Origin of the sequence: Phycicoccus avicenniae, assembly GCF_018139485.1 — a bacterium.
GTDB classification, from domain to species: Bacteria; Actinomycetota; Actinomycetes; order Actinomycetales; family Dermatophilaceae; genus Phycicoccus; species Phycicoccus avicenniae.
This window is the reverse complement of the sequence record NZ_JAGSNF010000003.1, coordinates 1-19094: the sequence shown is the minus strand read 5'-3', so window position 1 is coordinate 19094 and position 19094 is coordinate 1. Positions and strand designations below refer to the sequence as shown.

The 19094-nt window shown below is 74.8% G+C and carries 17 protein-coding genes and 1 pseudogene; 2 read left to right on the top strand and 16 right to left on the bottom strand.

The window, feature by feature from the left end:
- Positions 1-30 precede the first annotated feature (30 nt).
- The gene (locus KC207_RS02060; protein WP_211601249.1) at positions 31-1074 is read left to right on the top strand and encodes an FAD-dependent oxidoreductase; all 1044 of its coding nucleotides are present in this window, start codon (positions 31-33) and stop codon (positions 1072-1074) included.
- On the opposite strand, the gene KC207_RS02055 is transcribed toward KC207_RS02060, so the two are convergent.
- The 13 genes from KC207_RS02055 to KC207_RS01995 form a co-directional block, all read right to left on the bottom strand.
- Positions 1034-1675, bottom strand: coding sequence for a DNA-3-methyladenine glycosylase (locus KC207_RS02055; protein ID WP_249138504.1), 642 nt, complete (start codon positions 1673-1675; stop codon positions 1034-1036). The genes KC207_RS02060 and KC207_RS02055 overlap by 41 nt on opposite strands.
- On the bottom strand, positions 1645-3093 hold the full coding sequence (gene argH, locus KC207_RS02050) for an argininosuccinate lyase (protein ID WP_211601248.1): 1449 nt from the start codon (positions 3091-3093) through the stop codon (positions 1645-1647). The genes KC207_RS02055 and argH overlap by 31 nt, the downstream gene beginning before the upstream one ends.
- Positions 3090-3593, bottom strand: a complete 504-nt coding sequence (gene argR / locus KC207_RS02045) for an arginine repressor (RefSeq protein WP_211601247.1) — start codon at positions 3591-3593, stop codon at positions 3090-3092. Before argR ends, argH begins: the two co-directional genes overlap by 4 nt.
- A complete protein-coding gene (gene argF, locus KC207_RS02040) occupies positions 3590-4531 on the bottom strand; it encodes an ornithine carbamoyltransferase (RefSeq protein ID WP_211601586.1) in 942 nt (313 codons plus the stop codon). The genes argR and argF overlap by 4 nt, the downstream gene beginning before the upstream one ends.
- 2 nt (positions 4532-4533) lie before the next feature.
- The gene (locus tag KC207_RS02035) at positions 4534-5754 is read right to left on the bottom strand and encodes an acetylornithine transaminase (RefSeq protein WP_211601246.1); all 1221 of its coding nucleotides are present in this window, start codon (positions 5752-5754) and stop codon (positions 4534-4536) included.
- Positions 5747-6694: an acetylglutamate kinase gene (gene argB, locus KC207_RS02030; RefSeq protein ID WP_211601245.1), complete on the bottom strand. Its 948-nt coding sequence runs from the start codon at positions 6692-6694 to the stop codon at positions 5747-5749. The genes KC207_RS02035 and argB overlap by 8 nt, the downstream gene beginning before the upstream one ends.
- A 23-nt stretch (positions 6695-6717) precedes the next feature.
- Entirely contained in the window at positions 6718-7869 is a 1152-nt protein-coding gene (gene argJ / locus KC207_RS02025) for a bifunctional glutamate N-acetyltransferase/amino-acid acetyltransferase ArgJ (RefSeq protein ID WP_211601244.1), read from the bottom strand.
- The gene (locus KC207_RS02020; RefSeq protein ID WP_211601585.1) at positions 7866-8273 is read right to left on the bottom strand and encodes an ACT domain-containing protein; all 408 of its coding nucleotides are present in this window, start codon (positions 8271-8273) and stop codon (positions 7866-7868) included. The genes argJ and KC207_RS02020 overlap by 4 nt, the downstream gene beginning before the upstream one ends.
- Positions 8274-8278: 5 nt before the next feature.
- The gene (argC, locus tag KC207_RS02015) at positions 8279-9319 is read right to left on the bottom strand and encodes an N-acetyl-gamma-glutamyl-phosphate reductase (RefSeq protein ID WP_211601243.1); all 1041 of its coding nucleotides are present in this window, start codon (positions 9317-9319) and stop codon (positions 8279-8281) included.
- Positions 9320-9441: 122 nt separating this feature from the next.
- The gene (locus KC207_RS02010; protein WP_249138503.1) at positions 9442-10257 is read right to left on the bottom strand and encodes an SDR family NAD(P)-dependent oxidoreductase; all 816 of its coding nucleotides are present in this window, start codon (positions 10255-10257) and stop codon (positions 9442-9444) included.
- Positions 10254-12800, bottom strand: coding sequence for a phenylalanine--tRNA ligase subunit beta (gene pheT, locus KC207_RS02005; RefSeq protein WP_211601242.1), 2547 nt, complete (start codon positions 12798-12800; stop codon positions 10254-10256). Before pheT ends, KC207_RS02010 begins: the two co-directional genes overlap by 4 nt.
- Positions 12800-13894 carry a phenylalanine--tRNA ligase subunit alpha gene (pheS, locus tag KC207_RS02000; protein WP_211601241.1) on the bottom strand — a complete coding sequence of 365 codons (1095 nt, stop codon included), beginning with the start codon at positions 13892-13894 and terminating at the stop codon, positions 12800-12802. The genes pheT and pheS overlap by 1 nt, the downstream gene beginning before the upstream one ends.
- 207 nt (positions 13895-14101) lie before the next feature.
- Positions 14102-15325, bottom strand: a complete 1224-nt coding sequence (locus KC207_RS01995) for an MFS transporter (protein ID WP_211601240.1) — start codon at positions 15323-15325, stop codon at positions 14102-14104.
- Positions 15326-15469: 144 nt separating this feature from the next.
- Between KC207_RS01995 and KC207_RS01990 the strand changes: the two genes are divergently transcribed.
- The gene (locus KC207_RS01990; protein ID WP_211601239.1) at positions 15470-17044 is read left to right on the top strand and encodes a catalase; all 1575 of its coding nucleotides are present in this window, start codon (positions 15470-15472) and stop codon (positions 17042-17044) included.
- A gap of 11 nt (positions 17045-17055) precedes the next feature.
- Here KC207_RS01990 and KC207_RS01985 read toward each other — a convergent pair whose 3' ends face one another.
- From KC207_RS01985 to KC207_RS17065, 3 genes and pseudogenes are all read right to left on the bottom strand, one after another.
- Positions 17056-18123 (bottom strand): sensor histidine kinase, encoded by a 1068-nt coding sequence (locus KC207_RS01985; protein WP_211601238.1) that lies wholly within the window; start codon positions 18121-18123, stop codon positions 17056-17058.
- 10 nt (positions 18124-18133) lie between these two features.
- Entirely contained in the window at positions 18134-18661 is a 528-nt protein-coding gene (locus KC207_RS01980; protein ID WP_367616025.1) for a TrmH family RNA methyltransferase, read from the bottom strand.
- Positions 18656-18853: pseudogene (locus KC207_RS17065) on the bottom strand (RNA methyltransferase substrate-binding domain-containing protein); the annotation flags it as partial. The pseudogene KC207_RS17065 and the gene KC207_RS01980, both read right to left, overlap by 6 nt.
- Positions 18854-19094 lie beyond the last annotated feature (241 nt).

Here is a 19094-nt window from a genome sequence, read left to right as displayed (position 1 = left end):
TCCGCCCACCCGGTGTGGCAGCCTGACGCGGTGCCCCGCTCCCCCGCCCGCCGCGTCGCCGTCGTCGGCGCCGGCATCGCCGGGCTGACCCTCGCCGCCGCGCTGGGTGACGACGTCGAGGTGACCCTCCACGAGGCCCGGCCGGAGCGGGCCGGGCTCGGGGCGTCCCTCGTCCTCTGGCCGAGCGCCCTGCGGGCCCTCGACCGTCTCGGCGTGCGGCCCCTCCTCGGCGAGCGGATGACGGCGGCCGGCAGCGGGCGGGTCTTCGACGCCGAGGGCCGTCCCCTCACCCGCCCGCACCGGATGCCGCTCCACGTCGTCGAGCGCCCCGACCTCCTCGCGGCCCTCACGGCCTCGCTCCCCCGTCGCGCCCGCCTCGTCGAGGCCGAGGTCGACGACCCCGAGGAGCTGGACGCCGACCTCGTCGTGGGCGCGGACGGAGTGCGCAGCCGGGTGCGCGGCCTCGTGGACCCGCGCCGTGCCGGACGGCGGGGCACCCCGTGGGTAGCCCTGCGCGGTGCCCTCGCGACGCGGCCCGCCCCTGCCGACGTCGGCGAGTACTGGGGGCCCGGGCGCCTCCTGGGGCTCGTGCCCTCTCCCGCCGGCGGCTACTGGTTCGCGACCCACTGCGACGACGAGGGCGTCGAGCCTCTCGACGTGGACACGGCCCTCCGCCAGGCCCGGGAGGTGTTCTCGGGGGCCGGGGGCCGGGCACGGGACGTCCTCGCCTCCGCCGACCCGGCGACGACCTCCGCCACCCGCCTCTGGACGGCCCCGCCGCTGCGGCGCTACGCCTCCGGTCGTTACGTCGTCGTCGGCGACGCAGCCCACGCGATGACCCCGAACCTCGGCCGGGGAGCCTGCGACGCCGTCCTCGACGCGGTGCGTCTCGCGTCGGCCCTGCGCAGCGGCCGCGGGACCGCCGGGTACGAGGCCCGACGGCTGCCCCCGACCCAGGCCGCGCGGGTCGCGTCCGGTGCGCTCATGCGGCTCGCCCTGCTCGACCGCGGGAGCGGCGCACGCGACCGAGCCCTCAGGACCGTCGGCGCGGTGCGGCGGGGCGGTAGGCGCTGACGGTCGCATCGCCGGCGACGTGGAACCGCCAGGGGAAGCGGTCCCCGTCGCCGCCGGGTCCGCGGACACCGACCCGCGGCCCGGCCCGCACGGCAGTGGTGTCGACGGGGACCGCCGGTGGCGTGAGCGTGACTCCGGCCCCCGGCGCCAGGAGGTCGAGTCCGTCGTGGCCGCGCCCGAGCCCGAGCGCGACGGTGAGCCGCGCCGGGCCGCGGGCGAGGTCCCGGGCGGCGAGCCGGTCCCGCCCGCGTCGCGCCCGCTCCTGCCCGTCGACGACCTCACCCGCGCGGAGCAGGACGGCGGCCGCCTCGCCCTCGGCTCCGGTGACGACGTTGGCGCAGAAGTGCATGCCGTACGTGAAGTACACGTAGAGCCGGCCGGCCGGGCCGAACATCGCGGCGTTCCGGGGCGTCCGACCCCGGTGGGCGTGCGAGCCCGGGTCGTCGGCGCCGGCGTACGCCTCGACCTCGGTGAGCCGGACCGTGACCCCGTCGTGGGTGACCGTCGCGCCGAGCAGCCGCGGCGCGACCTCGAGCACCGGCCGCGCGAGCAGCCCCGCGAGGGGGTCGCTCAGCGCGCGGTCGGGACGTCGGCGGCCCACGTGCGGGCCTCCGTCGCGACGGCGACGACCCGGTCGAGCTGCTCGGCGACCCGCGCCGGCGCGGTCCCGCCCTTGCCCGAGCGCGAGGCGAGCGACCCCGGCACGGTGAGCACCTCGCGCACCCCCGGGGTCAGGTGCTCGGAGATCCCGGCGAGGTCGGCGTCGGTGAGGTCCCACAGCTCGATGCCGCGCTCCTCGCACACCCGGACGCAGGCGCCCGCCACCTCGTGGGCCACCCGGAACGGGACCCCCTGCCGGACGAGCCACTCGGCGACGTCGGTCGCGAGCGAGAACCCCTGGGGCGCGAGCGAGGCGAGTCGCTCGGTGTCGAAGACGAGCGTGCCGACCATCCCGGAGAACGCCGGGAGCAGGACCTCGAGGGTGTCGAGGGCGTCGAAGACCGGCTCCTTGTCCTCCTGGAGGTCGCGGTTGTACGCCAGCGGCAGGGACTTCAGCGTCGTGAGGAGCCCCGCGAGGTCGCCGACGAGCCGTCCGGCCTTGCCGCGCGCGAGCTCGGCGACGTCGGGGTTCTTCTTCTGGGGCATGATGCTCGACCCCGTCGAGTAGGCGTCGTCGAGCGTGACGAAGGAGAACTCCTTCGTCGCCCACAGGACGACCTCCTCGGCGAGGCGGGAGACGTCGACCGCGGTCATCGCCGCCACGAAGGACAGCTCGGCCGCGAAGTCCCGCGAGGCCGTCCCGTCGATCGAGTTCTCGACCGACCCGGAGAAGCCGAGGTCGGCGGCGACCGCCTCGGGGTCGAGGCCGAGGGATGACCCCGCGAGCGCCCCCGACCCGTACGGCGAGAGCGCGGTGCGGGCGTCCCAGTCCCGCAGCCGGTCGACGTCGCGCAGCAGCGCCCACGCGTGGGCGAGCATGTGGTGCGACAGCAGGACCGGCTGGGCGTGCTGGAGATGGGTCCGGCCCGGCATCGGGACCTCGGGGTGCCGGCGCGCCTGCGCGACGAGGGCGTCGACGACGTCGAGGACGAGTCCGGCGACGAGCCGGGCGTGCTCGCGCAGGTACATCCGGAAGAGGGTGGCGATCTGGTCGTTGCGGGAGCGGCCCGCCCGCAGCCGGCCGCCGACCTCCGGCCCGGCGCGCTCGATGAGACCGCGCTCGAGGGCGGTGTGGACGTCCTCGTCGTCCGCGGCCGGCAGGAAGACGCCCGACTCGACGTCGGCGCGCAGCCGCTCGAGCGCGTCGAGCATCGCGGCGAGCGTCGCGTCGTCGAGCAGCCCGGCGCGGTGCAGCACTCGGGCGTGCGCGCGGGACCCCGCGATGTCGTGCGGGGCGAGCCGCCAGTCGAAGTGCGTCGACTTGCTGAGCGCGGCGAGCGCGTCCGCCGGTCCGCCGGCGAAGCGGCCGCCCCAGAGGCTCGTGGGGGCGGGCGCGCCGGGGGCGTCGTCGTGGGTCACTGCGGGTCCTTCCGGGCGTACGACATGAGGAGGTCGACGATCTCGGTGCTGCGGCGCTCCCCCGCCGTGATGACCATGATCGTGTCGTCCCCGGCGATCGTCCCGAGCACGCCGGAGACCGTCGTGTGGTCGATCGCCGAGGCGAGGTAGTTGGCGGCGCCGGGGGGCGTCCGCAGGACGACGAGGTTCGCGGAGCGCTCCGCGGAGACGAGCAGCTCCTGGCACCGGGCGGCGAGCCGCGAGGTGTGGGCGCCCTCGTCCTGCGCGGCCCGGACCGTCCGGTCCCCGCCTTCGCCCGGGACGGCGTAGACGAGACCCTTGCCGACCCGCACCCGCTCGGCGCGGACGTCGACGAGGTCGCGGGAGAGCGTGGCCTGGGTGACCTCGATGCCGTCGTCGGCGAGGAGGTCGAGCAGCTCGGTCTGGCTGCGGACGGGGTTCGAGCGCAGGATCTCGACGATCCGCTGCTGGCGGGCCGTGCGGCTCGTGGAGACGCTCATCGCGGGCCGTCCGACTGCTCGACGAGCCACGACAGCAGCGCCTTCTGCACGTGCAGCCGGTTCTCGGCCTCCTGCCACACCGCGGAGCGGGGACCGTCGATGACCTCGGCGGTGACCTCGGCGCCGCGGTAGGCGGGCAGGCAGTGGAGGAAGACGGCGTGCCCGGCGGCCCGGGCCATCGCGGCCTCGTCGACCCGGTAGCGCGCGAACGGGTTGCCCTCCCCCTTGCGCGCCTCCTCCTCGGCCTCCTGGCCCATCGACATCCACGTGTCGGTGACCACGACGTCGGCGCCGTCGAGCGCAGGGGCCTCGTCGTCGGTGACGAGGACGGAGCCGCCCTGGTCGGCGGCGATCTCCTCGGCCCGGGCGACGACCGCCGACGGCGGGTGGTGGCTCGCCGGGCCGGCGAGCCGGACGTGGAGGCCGGCGAGCGCGCCACCGAGGAGGTAGGAGCTCGCCATGTTGTTCGCACAGTCCCCGAGGTAGGCCATCGTGCGGCCGGGGAGGTCGCCGAGCCGCTCGCGGACCGTCATGAGGTCGGCGAGGATCTGACAGGGGTGGAAGTCGTCGGTGAGCGCGTTGACGACGGGGACGTCGGCGTACCGCGCGACCTCCTCGAGGTCGGCCTGGTGGAAGGTCCGCCACACGACGGCGGCCGACTGCGGGCCGATGACCCGCGCCACGTCCGCGACCGACTCCCGCACCCCGACCCCGGCGAGGTGGCCGTCGACGACCATCGGGAAGCCGCCGAGCTGCGCGACGGCCCCGACGAAGGAGACCTGGGTCCGCAGCGTCGGCTTGTCGAAGATGATGACGACGGTCCGCGGCCCCTCGAGCCGCCGGTCCGAGAAGGGGTCCGCCTTGAGCGCCAGCGCCCGGTCGAGCACCTCGCGCTGCTCGCCGGCCGTGAGGTCGTCGTCGCGCAGGAGGTGCCGCAGGGTCACGTCGCGTCCCGCTCGGCGAGGTCGAGCAGCCCGGGCAGGGCGTCGACGAAGAGGTCCAGCTGCTCGGCGGTGACGACGAGCGGCGGGGCGAGCCGGACGGCGTCGGGCGCGACGGGGTTGAGGATGAGCCCGGCGTCCCGGCCGTGGGCGGTGACCGCCGCCGACCAGTCGCCCGCGAGGGTCACGGCCCGCAGCAGGCCGGAGCCGCGGATGCCCGTGACCCGCGGGTCGTCGAGGGCCTCGATCCGCCGCTGCAGGTGGTCGCCGACCTCCCGGACGTGCGCCATGAGGTCCTGCTGCTCGATCGTGTCGAGGACCGCGAGCGCCGCGGCGCAGGACAGCGGGTTGCCGCCGAACGTCGTGCCGTGCTGCCCCGCGGCGAGCAGGGCCGTGGCCTCCGGCCCGAACGTCACGAGGGCGCCGATCGGCACGCCGCCGCCGAGGCCCTTCGCGAGCGTCATCGCGTCCGGGACGACGCCCGCCTGCTCGCACGCGAACCACGTGCCCGTGCGTCCGACGCCGGTCTGGATCTCGTCGACGACCAGGAGGGCGCCTGCCTCGGCGGTGAGCCGCCGCGCGGCCTGGAGGAACTCCGGCTCCGCGGGGACGACCCCGCCCTCGCCCTGGATCGGCTCGAGGACGAGCGCCGAGGTGTCCGGGCCGACGGCGTGCTCGAGCGCCGCGACGTCGCCCCACGGGACGTGGACGACGCCCGGCATGAGCGGCTCGAACGGCTCGCGGAAGACCGGCTTGTGGGTCAGAGCGAGCGCCCCCGTCGTCCGGCCGTGGAAGGCGCCCTCGGCGGCGATGATCCCGGTCCGGCCGGTGCGGCGGGCGAGCTTGACGGCCGCCTCGATCGCCTCGGTGCCGCTGTTGCAGAAGAACACCGCGGACCCCTCGGGGGCGCCGGTGATGCCGAGGATGCGCTCGGCGAGCTCGACCTGCGGGACCGAGGTGAAGAAGTTCGAGACGTGGACGAGCTGGCCGGCCTGCTTCGACACCGCGGCGACGAGGGCCGGGTGGTTGTGGCCGAGCGCGTTGACGGCGAGGCCGCCGACGAGGTCGAGGTAGCGCCGCCCGTCGACGTCCCAGACCCAGGCGCCGTCTCCGTGCTCGAGGACGAGCGTCGGACGTCCGAAGACCCCGAGGAGGGAGGACTCGTAGCGGCCGAGCAACTCGTCGGTGTGCGGGCTCGCGGGTGCGGTCGTCTCACTCATCGTCGTCTCCGTCCTGGTCCGGCAGGACCATCGTTCCGATGCCCTCGGAGGTGAAGATCTCGAGGATCACGCTGTGCGGCTGCCGTCCGTCGACGACGTGGGCCTGGGGGACGCCGGACTCGACGGCGCGGATGCACGCCTCGAGCTTGGGGATCATCCCCGACTCGACGCGGGTGAGCAGCTCCTTGGCCGCCGACACCCGGATCTGCGAGAGCAGCGAGTCGCGGTCGGGCCAGTCGGCGTAGATGCCCTCGACGTCGGTGAGGACGACGAGCTTGCGGGCCCCGAGGGCCGCCGCGAGCGCGGCCGCGGCCGTGTCGGCGTTGACGTTGAGCACCTGGCCCTCGTGGTCCAGGTCCGGCGCGACCGTCGACACGACGGGGATGCGTCCCGCGTCGAGGAGGTCGAGGACCGCCCCGGGGGTCACCTCGGTGACGTCGCCGACGAGGCCGAGGTCGTGGTCCTCGCCGTCGACGGTCACGCCCTTGCGCGTCGCGCCGAAGAGCCCGGCGTCCTCGCCGGAGAGGCCGACGGCGACGGGGCCGTGCTGGTTGAGCAGGCCGACGAGCTCGCGGCCGACCTGGCCCGTGAGGACCATCCGGACGACGTCCATGACCTCCGGGGTCGTGACCCGCAGGCCGCCGCGGAACTCGGACTCCAGCCCGAGCCGGTCGAGCATCGACTTGATCTGCGGGCCGCCGCCGTGGACGACGACCGGGCGCAGCCCCGCGTACCGGAGGAAGGCGATGTCCTCGGCGAACGCCGCCTTGAGGGTGTCGTCGGTCATCGCGTTGCCGCCGTACTTCACGACGACGAGGGCGCCGCGGAAGTGCTCGAGCCAGGGCAGCGCCTTGACGAGGGTCGACGCCTTCTGCTGGGCGACGCGCAGCGAGGCGGCGTCGATCGCACCGCGGAGGGTCTGCTGCTGGGGTTGGGTCATCGGGGTCTCGGTCCCTTCGGGGCTCACGTGGAGTAGGCGGAGTTCTCGTGGACGTAGTCGTGGGTGAGGTCGTTCGTCCAGACCGTCGCCGCCGCATCACCGGCGTGGAGGTCGACGAGGACCCGCACCTCGCGCTGCGAGAGGTCGACGAGGCCGCGGTCGTCGCCGACCCCGCCGGCCCGGCACACCTGCACCCCGTTCATCGACACGTCGAGGCTCGCGGGGTCGAACGCCGCCGCGGTCGTGCCGACGGCGGCGAGCACGCGGCCCCAGTTCGGGTCGCCGCCGAACACGGCGCACTTGAAGAGGTTGTTCCGGGCGACGGAGCGGGCGACCTCGAGGGCGTCGTCCTCGGACGCGGCGGAGACGACCTCGATCGCGATGTCGTGGTGGGCCCCCTCGGCGTCGGCGATGAGACCGCGGGCGAGCTCGGCGCAGACGGCCGTGACGGCCTCGGTGAGCGCGGCCTCGTCGGCCTCGACGCCGGAGGCTCCCGAGGCGAGGAGCAGGACGGTGTCGTTCGTCGACTGGCAGCCGTCGGAGTCGATGCGGTCGAAGGTGAGCCGCGTCGCCTCGCGCAGGACGGCGTCGAGCCGGTCCGGGGCGACGACGGCGTCGGTCGTGACGACGACGAGCATCGTCGCGAGCGCCGGAGCGAGCATGCCCGCGCCCTTGGCCATCCCGCCGACGGACCAGCCGTCACGGTCGGCGACCGCGAGCTTCGGCACCGTGTCGGTCGTCATGATCGCCTCGGCCGCGGCTCGTCCGGCGTCGGCGGCGAGGGCGGACGCGGCGGCGTCGACCCCGGGGAGGAGCTTGTCCATCGCGAGGCGTTCGCCGATGAGACCGGTCGAGCACACGACGACGTCGCCGGCGGCGACGTCGAGGAGGCCCGCGACGTGCTCGGCGGTCGTGTGGGTGTCCTGGAACCCGGGCGCCCCCGTGCACGCGTTCGCGCCGCCGCTGTTGAGGACGACGGCGTCGGCGCGGCCGTCGGCGACGACGGTGCGCGACCACGTGACGGGCGCGGCCTCGACGCGGTTGCTCGTGAAGACGGCGGCGGCGTGGTGGTCCGGCCCGTCGTTGACGACGAGGGCGAGGTCTGCCGTGCCGGACGCCTTGAGCCCGGCGACGACGCCGGAGGCCCGGAACCCGCGGGGATGGGTGACGCTCATGCGGTGCTTCCTCCGGTGAGGGTGGTGGGGGTGACGACGAAGCCGGCGCGGCGCCAGGCCTGCGCGGCGTCGCCGGAGCGCTCGCTCGGGACGAGGACCCAGTCGGTGTCGAAGGTCGACAGGCCCAGGACGGAGATCCCGGCGTCGGCGAGCGGGGAGAGGATCTCGACGAAGACACCGACGGCGCTGAAGTCCAGCGGACCCGCGACCTCGACGGCACGGAACGGACCCTCGGTGCGTGCCCCGGCGGGGACGACGTCGCTCGTCGTGACGACCGAGGTCTCGTCCGGGGTGCGGGTCACGGAGGCGAGGGGGCCACGCTGCCAGTCGAACGTCGGCTCCTCCCCAGGCCCGAGCCGGACGACGGAGACGTCCTCCGGGTGCTCCATGAGGTGGCGCGGCATCACGCTCACGGCGCGATCCCGGCGAGCGGCAGCCCGGTGGTCTCGGGGAGGCCGAGGGCGAGGTTGAGGCACTGGACGGCCGCGCCGCCGGTGCCCTTCGTGAGGTTGTCGACGGCCGCGACGACGACGACCCGGCCGACCCGGTCGTCGAGGGTGACCTGGAGGTGGACGCAGTTGCTCCCGACGACGCTGCTCGTGCTCGGCCACCGGCCCTCGGGGAGGAGGTGGACGAACGGCTCGTCCTGGTAGGCGGTCTCCCACGCGGCGCGGACCTCCGCGGCGGTCGCGCCTTCGGCGACGGTCGCCGTGCCGGTCGCGAGGATGCCGCGGGGCATCGGGGCGAGGGTGGGGGTGAACGAGACGACGACCGGGCCCGCGCCGCACGCGGAGAGGTTCTGCTCGATCTCCGGGGTGTGCCGATGGACGCCACCGACGCCGTACGGGCTCATCGATCCCATGACCTCGGAGCCGAGGAGGTGCGGCTTGAGCGACTTGCCGGCGCCGGACGTGCCGGACGCGGCGACGACGGTGATGTCGCCCGGGTCGACGACCCCGCCGGCGAGGCCGGGGGCCAGGGCGAGGGACACGGCCGTCGGGTAGCAGCCCGGCACGGCGATGCGGGTGGCCCCGACGAGGGCGTCGCGCTGCTTGCCGCCGTCGGTCGGCAGCTCGGGCATCCCGTACGGCCAGGACCCGGCGTGCGGGGTGTCGTAGAAGGTCGTCCACGCCTGCGCGTCGCGCAGCCGGAAGTCGGCGCCGCAGTCGACGACGACGACGTCGTCACCGAGCTGCTCGGCGATCGCCGCGGAGTGACCGTGCGGGAGGGCGAGGACGACGGCGTCGTGGTCGGAGAGGACCTCGACGGTCGTCTCCTCGAGGACGCGGTCCGCGAGCGGGGTGAGGTGGGGGTGGATCGAGCCGAGCGGCTGGCCGGCGTTGCCCCCGGCGGTGACCGCTCCGACCTCGAGGTCGGGGTGGGCGAGGAGGAGGCGGAGCACCTCTCCCCCGGCGTACCCGCTGGCTCCGGCGACGGCGACTCTCTGCATGGCGCATGACTATACAGAAGTATTCATCTTCATGCACGCGGCCCCGCGTCCCGACCCCGGAATCCCATCGTACCGGGGTCCACGGGTCCGGCCCCGGCACCGTCGGCGGCCCGTGGTCCCCGTCAGGCGAGCGGGTCGTCGTCGCGCAGGACGAGGTCGAGGGTGCGCTCCCCGGACTCCAGCCCTCGCGCCGCCATCGCCCGGAGCGAGTCGACGGTGTCGACGCCGGCCCGCAGGAAGCGGCCGGAGAACGCGTCGAGCTCGCCCGACGCGAGGGCGAGCACGAGCGTCGTCACCTCCTCCGGGGAGGTCCACTCGGTCCGGTCGGCGTGCGCCTCCATCGCCTCGGTCATGTCCGTGCGGACGACGCCGGGCATGAGGTCGAAGGCACGGATGCCGCGGTCCAGGCCCGCGAGGTGGGTCGAGCCGGTGATCCGGGCCAGCGCCGTCTTGCTCACGTGGTACCCGGTCGAGACCTCCCCGGCCCGGCGCGCGACGCCGGAGTTGACGTTGACGACGCGCCCGCCGCCCGCGGCGGCCATGTGCGGCGCGACGAGCCACGTCATGAGGTACGGGCCGAGCACGTTGACCTCCTGCTGGTGCCACCACGCGTCGGGGTCGGAGGCGAGGAGGTCGACCTCGGCGTCCATGACCCCGGCGTTGTTGACGAGCAGGTCGATCCGGCCCTGCCGCTCGACGACCTCCTCGACCCACGCCGTGACCGCGGCCCGGTCGCTCACCGGGGCGACGGTCGAGGAGCCGCGCTCGACGACCCATCCGGCGTCCTCGAGGGCGTGGGCCACGTGCCGCCCGATCCCCCGGGAGGCGCCGGTGACGACGGCGACGAGATGACCGCCGCGACCGGCCCGCGCGTCGGTGTCCGGCGGGGGCGTCACGTCGCCGTCGTCGTCGACGGGCTCGTCGATGCCGTCGCTCACCGCTGCACCGCGCCGTGTGCCGACGCCGCCGCGGCGACGGCGGCGTCCCGCAGGCCCGAGACCTCCTCCGTCGTCATCGTCCGGTCCGCGGAGCGGAAGGTGAGCCGGTAGGCGAGCGAGCGCTTGCCCGGTCCCACCTGGTCCCCCTCGTAGACGTCGAAGAGACGGACGTCCTCGAGCAGGTCACCGCCGCCGGAGCGCAGGACCTCCTCCAGCGTCGCGGCCGGGACGGAGCGGTCGACGACGAGGGCGACGTCGCTCTGGGCCATCGGGTACGTCGCGAGGGTGTGGGCTCGGACGGTGGCCTCGGCGGCCCGAGTGAGGACGTCGAGGTCGAGCTCGCCACCGACGGTGCGCTCGGGCAGGCCGAGCCGCTGCACGACCTTCGGGTGCAGCTCGCCGACGTGACCGACGGGCGTGCCGTCGGCGAGGGAGACCCGGGCGCAGCGGCCGGGGTGCCACGGGGCGACCGCGTCGGCCGACGTCACGAGGTCGACCGCGAGCGCCTCACCGAGGGCACGGACGAGCTCGAGGACGTCGGTGAGGTCGGCCCGACGGCCCGGGCCCCACCAGCCGGCCCGGTCCCGGTCGCCGGCGAGGAGCAGCGCGACGTGTCGCGGCTGGTCGGGCACGGCGGCACGGATAGCGGCGAGGACGTCGTCGTCCGGGAGCACCCCGACGTCGACCGTCGGGGCGGGGCGCTGCTCCCCCGCGAGGTCGGTGACGAGGCCGACCTCGAAGAGGGCGACGTCCTTCGCCCCGCGGGAGACGTTGCGGCGGACCGCGTCGACCATCGTCGAGAGCAGGCTCGTGCGCATGAGCGGCGCCTCGTCCGAGAGCGGGTTCGCGATCCGCACGGTGCGCGCGGTCTCGGCCGCGACGTCGAGACCGAGGTCGGCGAGCCGGTCCGGGCCGACGAACGGTGCCTCCCAGACCTCGGAGAGACCCTGGGCGGCGAGGAGGTCGGCGACGGTGCGCCGCACCCGCTGGCCGTGCGTGAGGCCCGACCCGCCCGGCGGGACCGGCAGGACCGACGGGATGCGGTCGTAGCCGTGGATCCGGGCGACCTCCTCGACGAGGTCCTCGGCCGTGCGCAGGTCCGGACGCCACGACGGCGGGGTCACCGCGAGGGGGCCCTCGCCCGCGTCGACGGTGCAGCCGATCTGCTCGAGGACGGCGACGACCTCCTGCGCCGGGTACTCGACCCCGACGATCCGGGCGGGGAAGCCGGGGTCCATCGTGACGACGGGCGCCGGGGCCGGCGTGCCGACGTCGGTGACGGCCGGGTCGGCCGTGCCCCCGCCGAGCCGGACGAGCAGGTCGACGGCCAGCTGGGCCGCGGCGGGCGCGAGGAGCGGGTCGACGCCGCGCTCGAAGCGGCGGGAGGCCTCCGACGGCAGCCGGTGCCGGCGGGCCGACCGGGCGACGGTCACGGGGTCGAAGTGCGCCGCCTCGAGGAGCACGTCCGTCGTCCCGGGGCCGACCTCGCTCGAGGCCCCGCCCATGACGCCGGCGATGGCGAGCGGGGTCTCACCGCCGTCGGTGACGAGCAGGTCCTCGGGGTCGAGGGTGCGCTCGACGTCGTCGAGGGTCGTGAGCCGCTCCCCCGCCCGGGCGCGGCGCACGACGACCCGCTCGCCGAGCCGGTCGAGGTCGAAGGCGTGCAAGGGCTGGCCGAGGTCGAGCATGACGTAGTTCGTCACGTCGACGGCGAGCGAGATCGGCCGCATCCCGGCCTCGGTGAGCCGCACCTTCATCCACGACGGGGTGGGAGCGGTGACGTCGATGCCGCGGACGACCCGGGCGACGTAGCGGTCGCAACCGGCCCGCCCACGGATCGGGGCGTCGTCGGTGAGCTCGACCGGGACGCCGTCGTCGGTGGCGGCCGGGGCCGCGGCCGCGAGCGCCGTCGCGGGGTCCGTGAAGGCCGCCCCCGTGGCGTGCCCGTACTCCCGGGCGACGCCCCGGACGGAGAAGCAGTAGCCGCGGTCGGGGGTGACGTTGACCTCGACGGTCTCGCGGTCCAGTCCGAGCAGCGGGATCGCGTCGGCGCCCGGGACGAGCCGGTCGAGCATCGCCGCGTCGCCGGCGAACCAGTCGGTGAGGACGAGGATGCCGTCGTGGTCCTCACCGATCCCGAGCTCGCGGGCGGAGCAGATCATCCCGGCCGAGACGTGGCCGTAGGTCTTGCGGGCCGAGACCTCCATCGGACCCTGCGGCGTCGTGACCGACCCGCCCGGGAGGATCGCGACGACGAGGTCGCCCTCGTGGAAGTTGTGGGCCCCGCAGACGATGCCCTGGGGCTCACCGGTGCCGTTCACGTCGCCGACGTCGACCTGGCACCAGTTCACGGTCTTCCCGTTCTTCTGCGGCTCCTTCTCGAGGGAGAGGACGCGGCCGACGACGAGGGGGCCGCTGACTCCCCCGGTGTGCAGCGCCTCCTCCTCGAGCCCGACGGACACCAGGGCCGCGGCGACCTCGGCCGCGCCGGCGCCCTCGGGGACGGCGACGTGGTCGCGGAGCCAGTCGATGGGTGCCCGCATCAGATCTCCATCCCGAACTGCGCGTCGAAGCGCACGTCGCCCTCGATCATGTCCCGCATGTCGCTGACCCCGGTGCGGAACATCAGCGCCCGGTCGACCCCCATGCCGAACGCGAACCCGGTGTAGCGGTCGGGGTCGACGCCGCAGGCGGTCAGGACGTTGCGGTTGACCATCCCGCAGCCGCCCCACTCGATCCAGCCCATCCCCTTGCAGGTCCGGCAGTCCGGGTCCTCACCGCGGCACACGAAGCAGCGCAGGTCCATCTCGGCGCTCGGCTCGGTGAAGGGGAAGAAGGACGGGCGCAGCCGGGTCGTGATGCCCTCGCCGAACAGCTCGGCGGCGAGCCGGTCCAGCGTGCCCTTGAGGTGGGCCATCGTGATGCCCTCGTCGACGGCGAGCCCCTCGACCTGGTGGAAGGCCGGCATGTGCGTCGCGTCGAGCTCGTCGGTGCGGAACACCCGGCCGATCGCCGCGACGTACACCGGCACGCCGCGCTCGAGCAGCGTGCGCGCCTGGACCGGTGAGGTGTGCGTCCGCAGGACGAGCCCGCCGTCGGGCGGGTCGACGTAGAAGGTGTCCTGCATCTGGCGGGCCGGGTGGTCGACGTCGAAGTTCAGGGCGTCGAAGTTGAACCACTCGGCCTCGATCTCCGGGCCCTCGGCGATCTCCCAGCCCATTCCGACGAAGAGATCGGCGATCCGCTGGGACATCAGCTCGATGGGGTGCCGGCGGCCCATCGGGCGGCGGCCCGGCGGCAGCGTGACGTCGAGCGCCTCCTCGACGAGGATCCGCTCGTCCCGCTCGGCCTCGAGCTCGGCCTGGCGGGCGGAGAAGGCCTGGGCCACCCGCCCGCGCGCCTGACCGACGCGCTTGCCGGCCTCGGCCTTCGCGCTCGGCGGCAGCGCCCCGATCTCGCGGTTGGCGAGGGCGAGCGGGCTCTTGTCGCCCTGGTGCGCCCCGCGGACGGCCTTGAGCTCGGCGAGGGTGCCCGCCGACGCGGCCGCGGCGAGGGCTTCGGCGACGGCCTGCTCGACGGCCTCCGGGTCGAGCACGGCGACCTCGACGGGGTCGTAGCTGGTGTTGGGTCCGGACATCGCTCCCACTTCGGGTTCGGCGCTGGGCGGGCCCGAGTCTAGGTGGGCACCGCCCGCGGGACGGACGGGGATCGGCCCCCGGACGACGGTGAGCCCGGCACGCGGCCGGGCTCACGAGGTGCTGCGCTCAGTGCGCGCGACACGTCGGGCCCGAGGGCCCGGTAAATCGGCGGTCGCAGCAGCTCACGCCGTCCACGATAGCGGAGGTCACGGCGCTCCTCGGTGGGCGCCCGGCGCGGCGTCCGCGGTCTCCTCGACGGCCTCGGCCCTGACCCGCGGCGCGAGCTGCGCGGCGAGCCCGATGACCAGCCCGACGGCGGCGACGGCGAGGAAGCCGCTGCCCACCCCGAACCGGTCGAGCGCGGCCCCCGCGAACGGCGCACCGAGCGCACCGCCGACGGTCATCGAGCCGCCGTGCCAGCCCATCGCCTCGCCGCGGCGTTCGGCCGGGACCATCCGGGAGATCTCGTCGACGGTCGCGGCGATCGTGGGCGCGCACAGCAGCCCGGCGACGAACGCGAGCGCGCAGAGCGTCCACACCGAGGTCGCGAGGGCCATCGGGGCCGCCGTCACCGCGAGGCCGACGAGCAGCCAGCGTGAGGGGACCTCGTGCGAGGCCGCCCCGTAGACGAGGCCCCCGACGAGGGAGCCCAGGCCCCACACGGCGAGCACGATGCCGACCGACGCGAGGCTGTCGAGGTCGCGCATCGTCGCGATGAAGGAGATGTCCGACCCCGCGAGGACGACCGTCGCGACGGCGGCGACCGAGCAGGCGACGACGAACGGCCCCCGGACCCAGGCCTGCCACGGCAACGACGAGCGGCCGTGACCCGCCTCCTGCTCGCCACGGAGCGGCGGGTCGAGCACCCACACGGCGAGGCCCGCGGCGACGCCGAGCATCTGGTTGACGAAGATCACCCATGTCGTCCCCCACTGGGTGGCCGCGGCGACGGCGACGGCCGGGGCGATCATGAACGAGACCTCGAGCAGCGAGGTGTCGAGGGAGATCGCGGTCCGTCGCTGCTCGGGGGCGGAGGCGGCGATGATCGCCTGCCGGACGAGGGAGAAGATCGGCACGAGGAAGAGACCCGCGACGGTGACGAGGACGAGCAACGCCCAGTAGGGCGCCCACGGGGCGACCGCCCAGCACACGCCGGAGACGACGATCGAGGGACCGACGACCCGGCGCAGCCCGTACCGGTCCAGGAGCCGTCCGCGCCACGGGGCGCTCACCGCCATCGACAGCGTGGCCGCCGCCCCGACGACGCCCGCCTCGGCGTAGGAGCGGCCGAGTTCCGTGACGACGTGGATCGTCACGATGACCCCCGTCGCGAAGACCGGCAGCCGCACGACGACGCCGAGCACGAGCGCCCGGCGCAGCGCCGGACGCGCCAGCACGTGGCGGTACGGCTCGAGGCTCAGGGCGGACACCGGGACACTCTGACACTGCACGCGCGGCCCTGCCATCCGACGAGCCGAATTCGTCGGCACCGGAACGCCGACCGGCCCGGTTTCGGCCGCGACCGGCACGGGTACCGTCGAGCAGGAGGGACCGCACCGAGTGAAGGAGAGTCGATGACCCCGCAGGACCCCTACGCCGACCCGAGCACCCTGGGCACCCCGACCGGCTCCACCATGGCCAACGGCGCCCCTGCCGAGAGCGACGAGCACAGCCTGAGCCTGTCCCCCGACGGCCCGCTGCTGCTGCACGACGTCCACCTCCTCGACACGCTCGCGCACTTCAACCGCGAGAACATCCCGGAGCGCAAGCCGCACGCCAAGGGCTCGGGCGCCTTCGGACGCTTCGAGTGCACCGAGGACGTGTCGCGGTACACGAAGGCCTCGGTGCTCCAGCAGGGAGCCAGCGTGCGCACGGCCGCCCGGTTCTCGACCGTCGCCGGTGAGCTCGGCTCCCCGGACACGTGGCGCGACGTGCGCGGCTTCGCGCTGCGCTTCTACACCGACGAGGGCAACTGGGACATGGTCGGCAACAACACGCCGGTCTTCTTCGTCCGCGACCCGATGAAGTTCCCGCACTTCATCCGCAGCCAGAAGCGGCTCGCCGCGTCGGGCCTGCGGGACGGGACGATGCAGTGGGACTTCTGGACGAACTCCCCCGAGTCGGCCCACCAGGTCACCTACCTCATGGGCGACCGGGGCCTGCCGCGCTCCTGGCGGTTCATGAACGGCTACGGCTCGCACACCTACATGACGAGCAACGCCGCCGGCGAGCGGTTCTGGGTGAAGTTCCACTTCCACAGCGACCAGGGCGTCGAGAACCTCACGAACGAGGAGGCCGAGCGGCTGTCCGGGGCGGACGCGGACTTCCACCGCAGGGACCTCTTCGAGGCCATCGAGAGCGGGGACCACCCGTCCTGGACGATGTACCTCCAGGCGATGCCGTACGAGGACGCCAAGACCTACCGGTTCAACCCCTTCGACCTCACGAAGGTGTGGCCGCACGAGGACTACCCGCTCGTGAAGGTCGGGACGTTCACCCTCGACGAGAACCCCGTCAACCACTTCGCGCAGATCGAGCAGGCGGCCTTCGCACCGAGCAACATCGTGCCGGGCATCGGCTTCTCGCCCGACAAGATGCTGCTCGCGCGGGTCTTCTCCTACGCCGACGCCCACCGGGCCCGGGTGGGCACCAACCACCACATGCTCCCGGTGAACCGTCCGGTCCCGGCCGTCGAGGAGCGGGCGAACCATCACGTGTGGGACGGCCCGATGAACTACGAGGTCAAGGGGGGTCCGACGTACGTGCCGAACAGCGACGGCCGCGGGCACTCCGAGTTCCAGGGTGCCGTCGCCGAGGGCTGGGAGGCCGACGGCGAGATCGTCCGTCAGGCGTACACGAAGCACCCGGAGGACGACGACTGGGGCCAGGCCGGCGCGCTCGTGCGCGAGGTGTTCGACGACGCCCAGCGCGACCGCTTCGTCGAGACGGTCGCCGGCGCTCTCGGCGGGGTGCGCGAGGACGTGCTCGAGCGGGCGTTCGTCTACTGGAGGAACGTCGACGCCACCGTCGGCGCCCGGATCGAGGAGCGCGTCCGGGCCGGTCAGGGTGACCCGATCCCGGGCGCGCCCGACGAGGACAAGGCGCAGGTCACCGAGCCCCTGCCGGAGCCGGCCGGGCACCGCGCCTGACGGCGGCCGGGTCAGTCGCCGTCGGGGAAGGTGGCCCGCAGCAGGGCCCCTCCCGACGGCGACTCCTCGGCGACGACCTCCCCGCCGTGGGCCTCGACCATGCCCCGGACGAGGTAGAGACCGAGACCCGTCCCGTGCCGCGCCCCGGCCTGCCAGAAGCGGTTGAAGACGAGCTCGCGGTGCTGGGGGGCGATGCCGTCGCCGTCGTCGGCGACGACGAGGTCGGTCGCCGCCGGCCCGTCCCACGTCGCCCGGCGCACGCCCACGTGCACCCGGCCGCGTCCGTGCCGCAGCGCGTTCTCGACGAGGTTGGCGAGCACCTGCTCGAACCGGTCGGGGTCGACCCACATCGTGCGGGCGGACTCCTCGACCTCGACGTCGAACTGGTCGCGGTCGGCCCCGGAGGCCACCCGGCGCTCGACCTGGGCCTCGAGGCGCGGCACGACGTCGACGGGCTGGGCGTGCACGGTGAGGCGTCCGGCCTGGATGCGCGAGGTGTCGAGCAGCTCGGTGATGAGGCGGGTCACCCGGTCGGCGTCGGCCTCGATCGTCTCGAGCATGAGGCGCTTCTGGTCGTCGGTGAACCGGTCCCAGTTGCGCAGCAGCGTCGAGGAGAACCCCTTGACACCGGTGAGCGGCGAGCGCAGCTCGTGGGCGACCGACGACAGCAGGGCGGCGCTCTCCTTCTCGGCCCGCCGCCGGGCCTCGGCGTCGCGGAGGCCCACGACGACGGCCCGGACCGGACCGAGGTGCCCGTCGCGCACGTAGTGCGCGGTGACGAGCAGCTCGCGGCCCGAGGGCAGCACGAGGAGCCGCTCGCGGTGCCCGCTGCGGGTCTCGAGGCCCGTCCACGGGTCGCTCACGTCCCACCAGTCGTCGCCGGTGAGGTCCTGGAGCGGTAGCGCCTCGCGGATGTCACGTCCGACGACGTCCGCGGCGGCGAGCCCGGTGACCTGCTCGGCCCGGGAGTTCATGTACCGCACCGTGCGGGAGGAGCCGATGGCCGCGACGAGACCGTCCGGGAGGAACTCCAAGCCGTGCGCCGCGAGGTCCTCGGGGATCTTGAACGCCTCGGCCATGGCGGCGACGTTACCGGCCGGGTCCACCGGTCCGGGGGAAGCCCGCCGACGTGTACAGGCAGACCGTCGCGGCCATCGCGAGGTTGAGCGACTCGGCGAGCCCGTGGATCGGGACCCGGACGACGTCGTCGCAGGCCGCGCGGGTCTCCTCGGGCAGGCCCCACGCCTCGTTGCCCATGACCCAGCAGTGCGGCCCGGACAGGTCGGCGTGCGGCAGCAGGGTCGTCCCGGCCCCGTCCGCCGCGAGGGTGCGCACCCCCGCCGAGCGCAGCCGGTCCAGGCTCGCGGCGACGTCGAGACCGGTGACGACCGGCAGGTGGAAGATCGAGCCGGCGCTGGAGCGGACGACCTTCGGCGAGCGGACGTCGACGGACGCCGCGCTCACGAGGACGGCGTCGGCACCCGCGGCGTCGGCCCCGCGCACGACCGTCCCCGCGTTGCCGGGGTCGCGCACGTGGGTGAGCAGGACGAGCAGCCGCGGCCCTCGGGCGAGGACGTCGTCGAGCGACGCGGGGTCGTCGTCGACGACGGCCAGCACGCCCTGGGGTGCCTCGGCGTCGGCCATCGCCGCGAGGACCTCGGCGGACACCGGCTGCACCCGCAGGTCCGCGTCGCGGGCAGGCTCCAGGATGTCCGCGGCGTAGCGACCCGCGGCCTCCTCGGTGACGTAGACGTCGCGGACGCGGTGCGCGGCGTGCCGCACCGCCTCCCGGACACCCTGGGGTCCCTCGACGACGAAGCGGGGGGGGGGGGGGGGGCCCCCCCCCCCAGGGGGGGGGGCCGGCGCCCCCCGCCCCCGGGCGCCGCGGGGGGGGGGTGGGGGTCCGGGGGGGGGGGGGGGGGCCGGCGGGGGGGGGGGGCCGCCCCCGTGCGGGGGGGGGGGGGGGGGGCCGGGGGGGACGGGGCGTGGGCTGGTCCTCGGACACGGTCAGGACGACTCCTCGGTGACAGCAACCTGCAGGATGCTGATC

Coding starts and splice junctions, on each gene's coding strand:
- KC207_RS01990 (WP_211601239.1), top strand. CDS start 15,470: ATGACCCCGCAGGACCCCTACGCCGACCCGAGCACCCTGGGCACCCCG.
- pheT (WP_211601242.1), bottom strand. CDS start 12,800: ATGCGGGCACCCATCGACTGGCTCCGCGACCACGTCGCCGTCCCCGAG.
- KC207_RS01985 (WP_211601238.1), bottom strand. CDS start 18,123: ATGGCCGAGGCGTTCAAGATCCCCGAGGACCTCGCGGCGCACGGCTTG.
- pheS (WP_211601241.1), bottom strand. CDS start 13,894: ATGTCCGGACCCAACACCAGCTACGACCCCGTCGAGGTCGCCGTGCTC.
- argB (WP_211601245.1), bottom strand. CDS start 6,694: ATGACCCAACCCCAGCAGCAGACCCTCCGCGGTGCGATCGACGCCGCC.
- KC207_RS02020 (WP_211601585.1), bottom strand. CDS start 8,273: ATGCCGCGCCACCTCATGGAGCACCCGGAGGACGTCTCCGTCGTCCGG.
- KC207_RS02035 (WP_211601246.1), bottom strand. CDS start 5,754: ATGAGTGAGACGACCGCACCCGCGAGCCCGCACACCGACGAGTTGCTC.
- argJ (WP_211601244.1), bottom strand. CDS start 7,869: ATGAGCGTCACCCATCCCCGCGGGTTCCGGGCCTCCGGCGTCGTCGCC.
- argR (WP_211601247.1), bottom strand. CDS start 3,593: ATGAGCGTCTCCACGAGCCGCACGGCCCGCCAGCAGCGGATCGTCGAG.
- argC (WP_211601243.1), bottom strand. CDS start 9,319: ATGCAGAGAGTCGCCGTCGCCGGAGCCAGCGGGTACGCCGGGGGAGAG.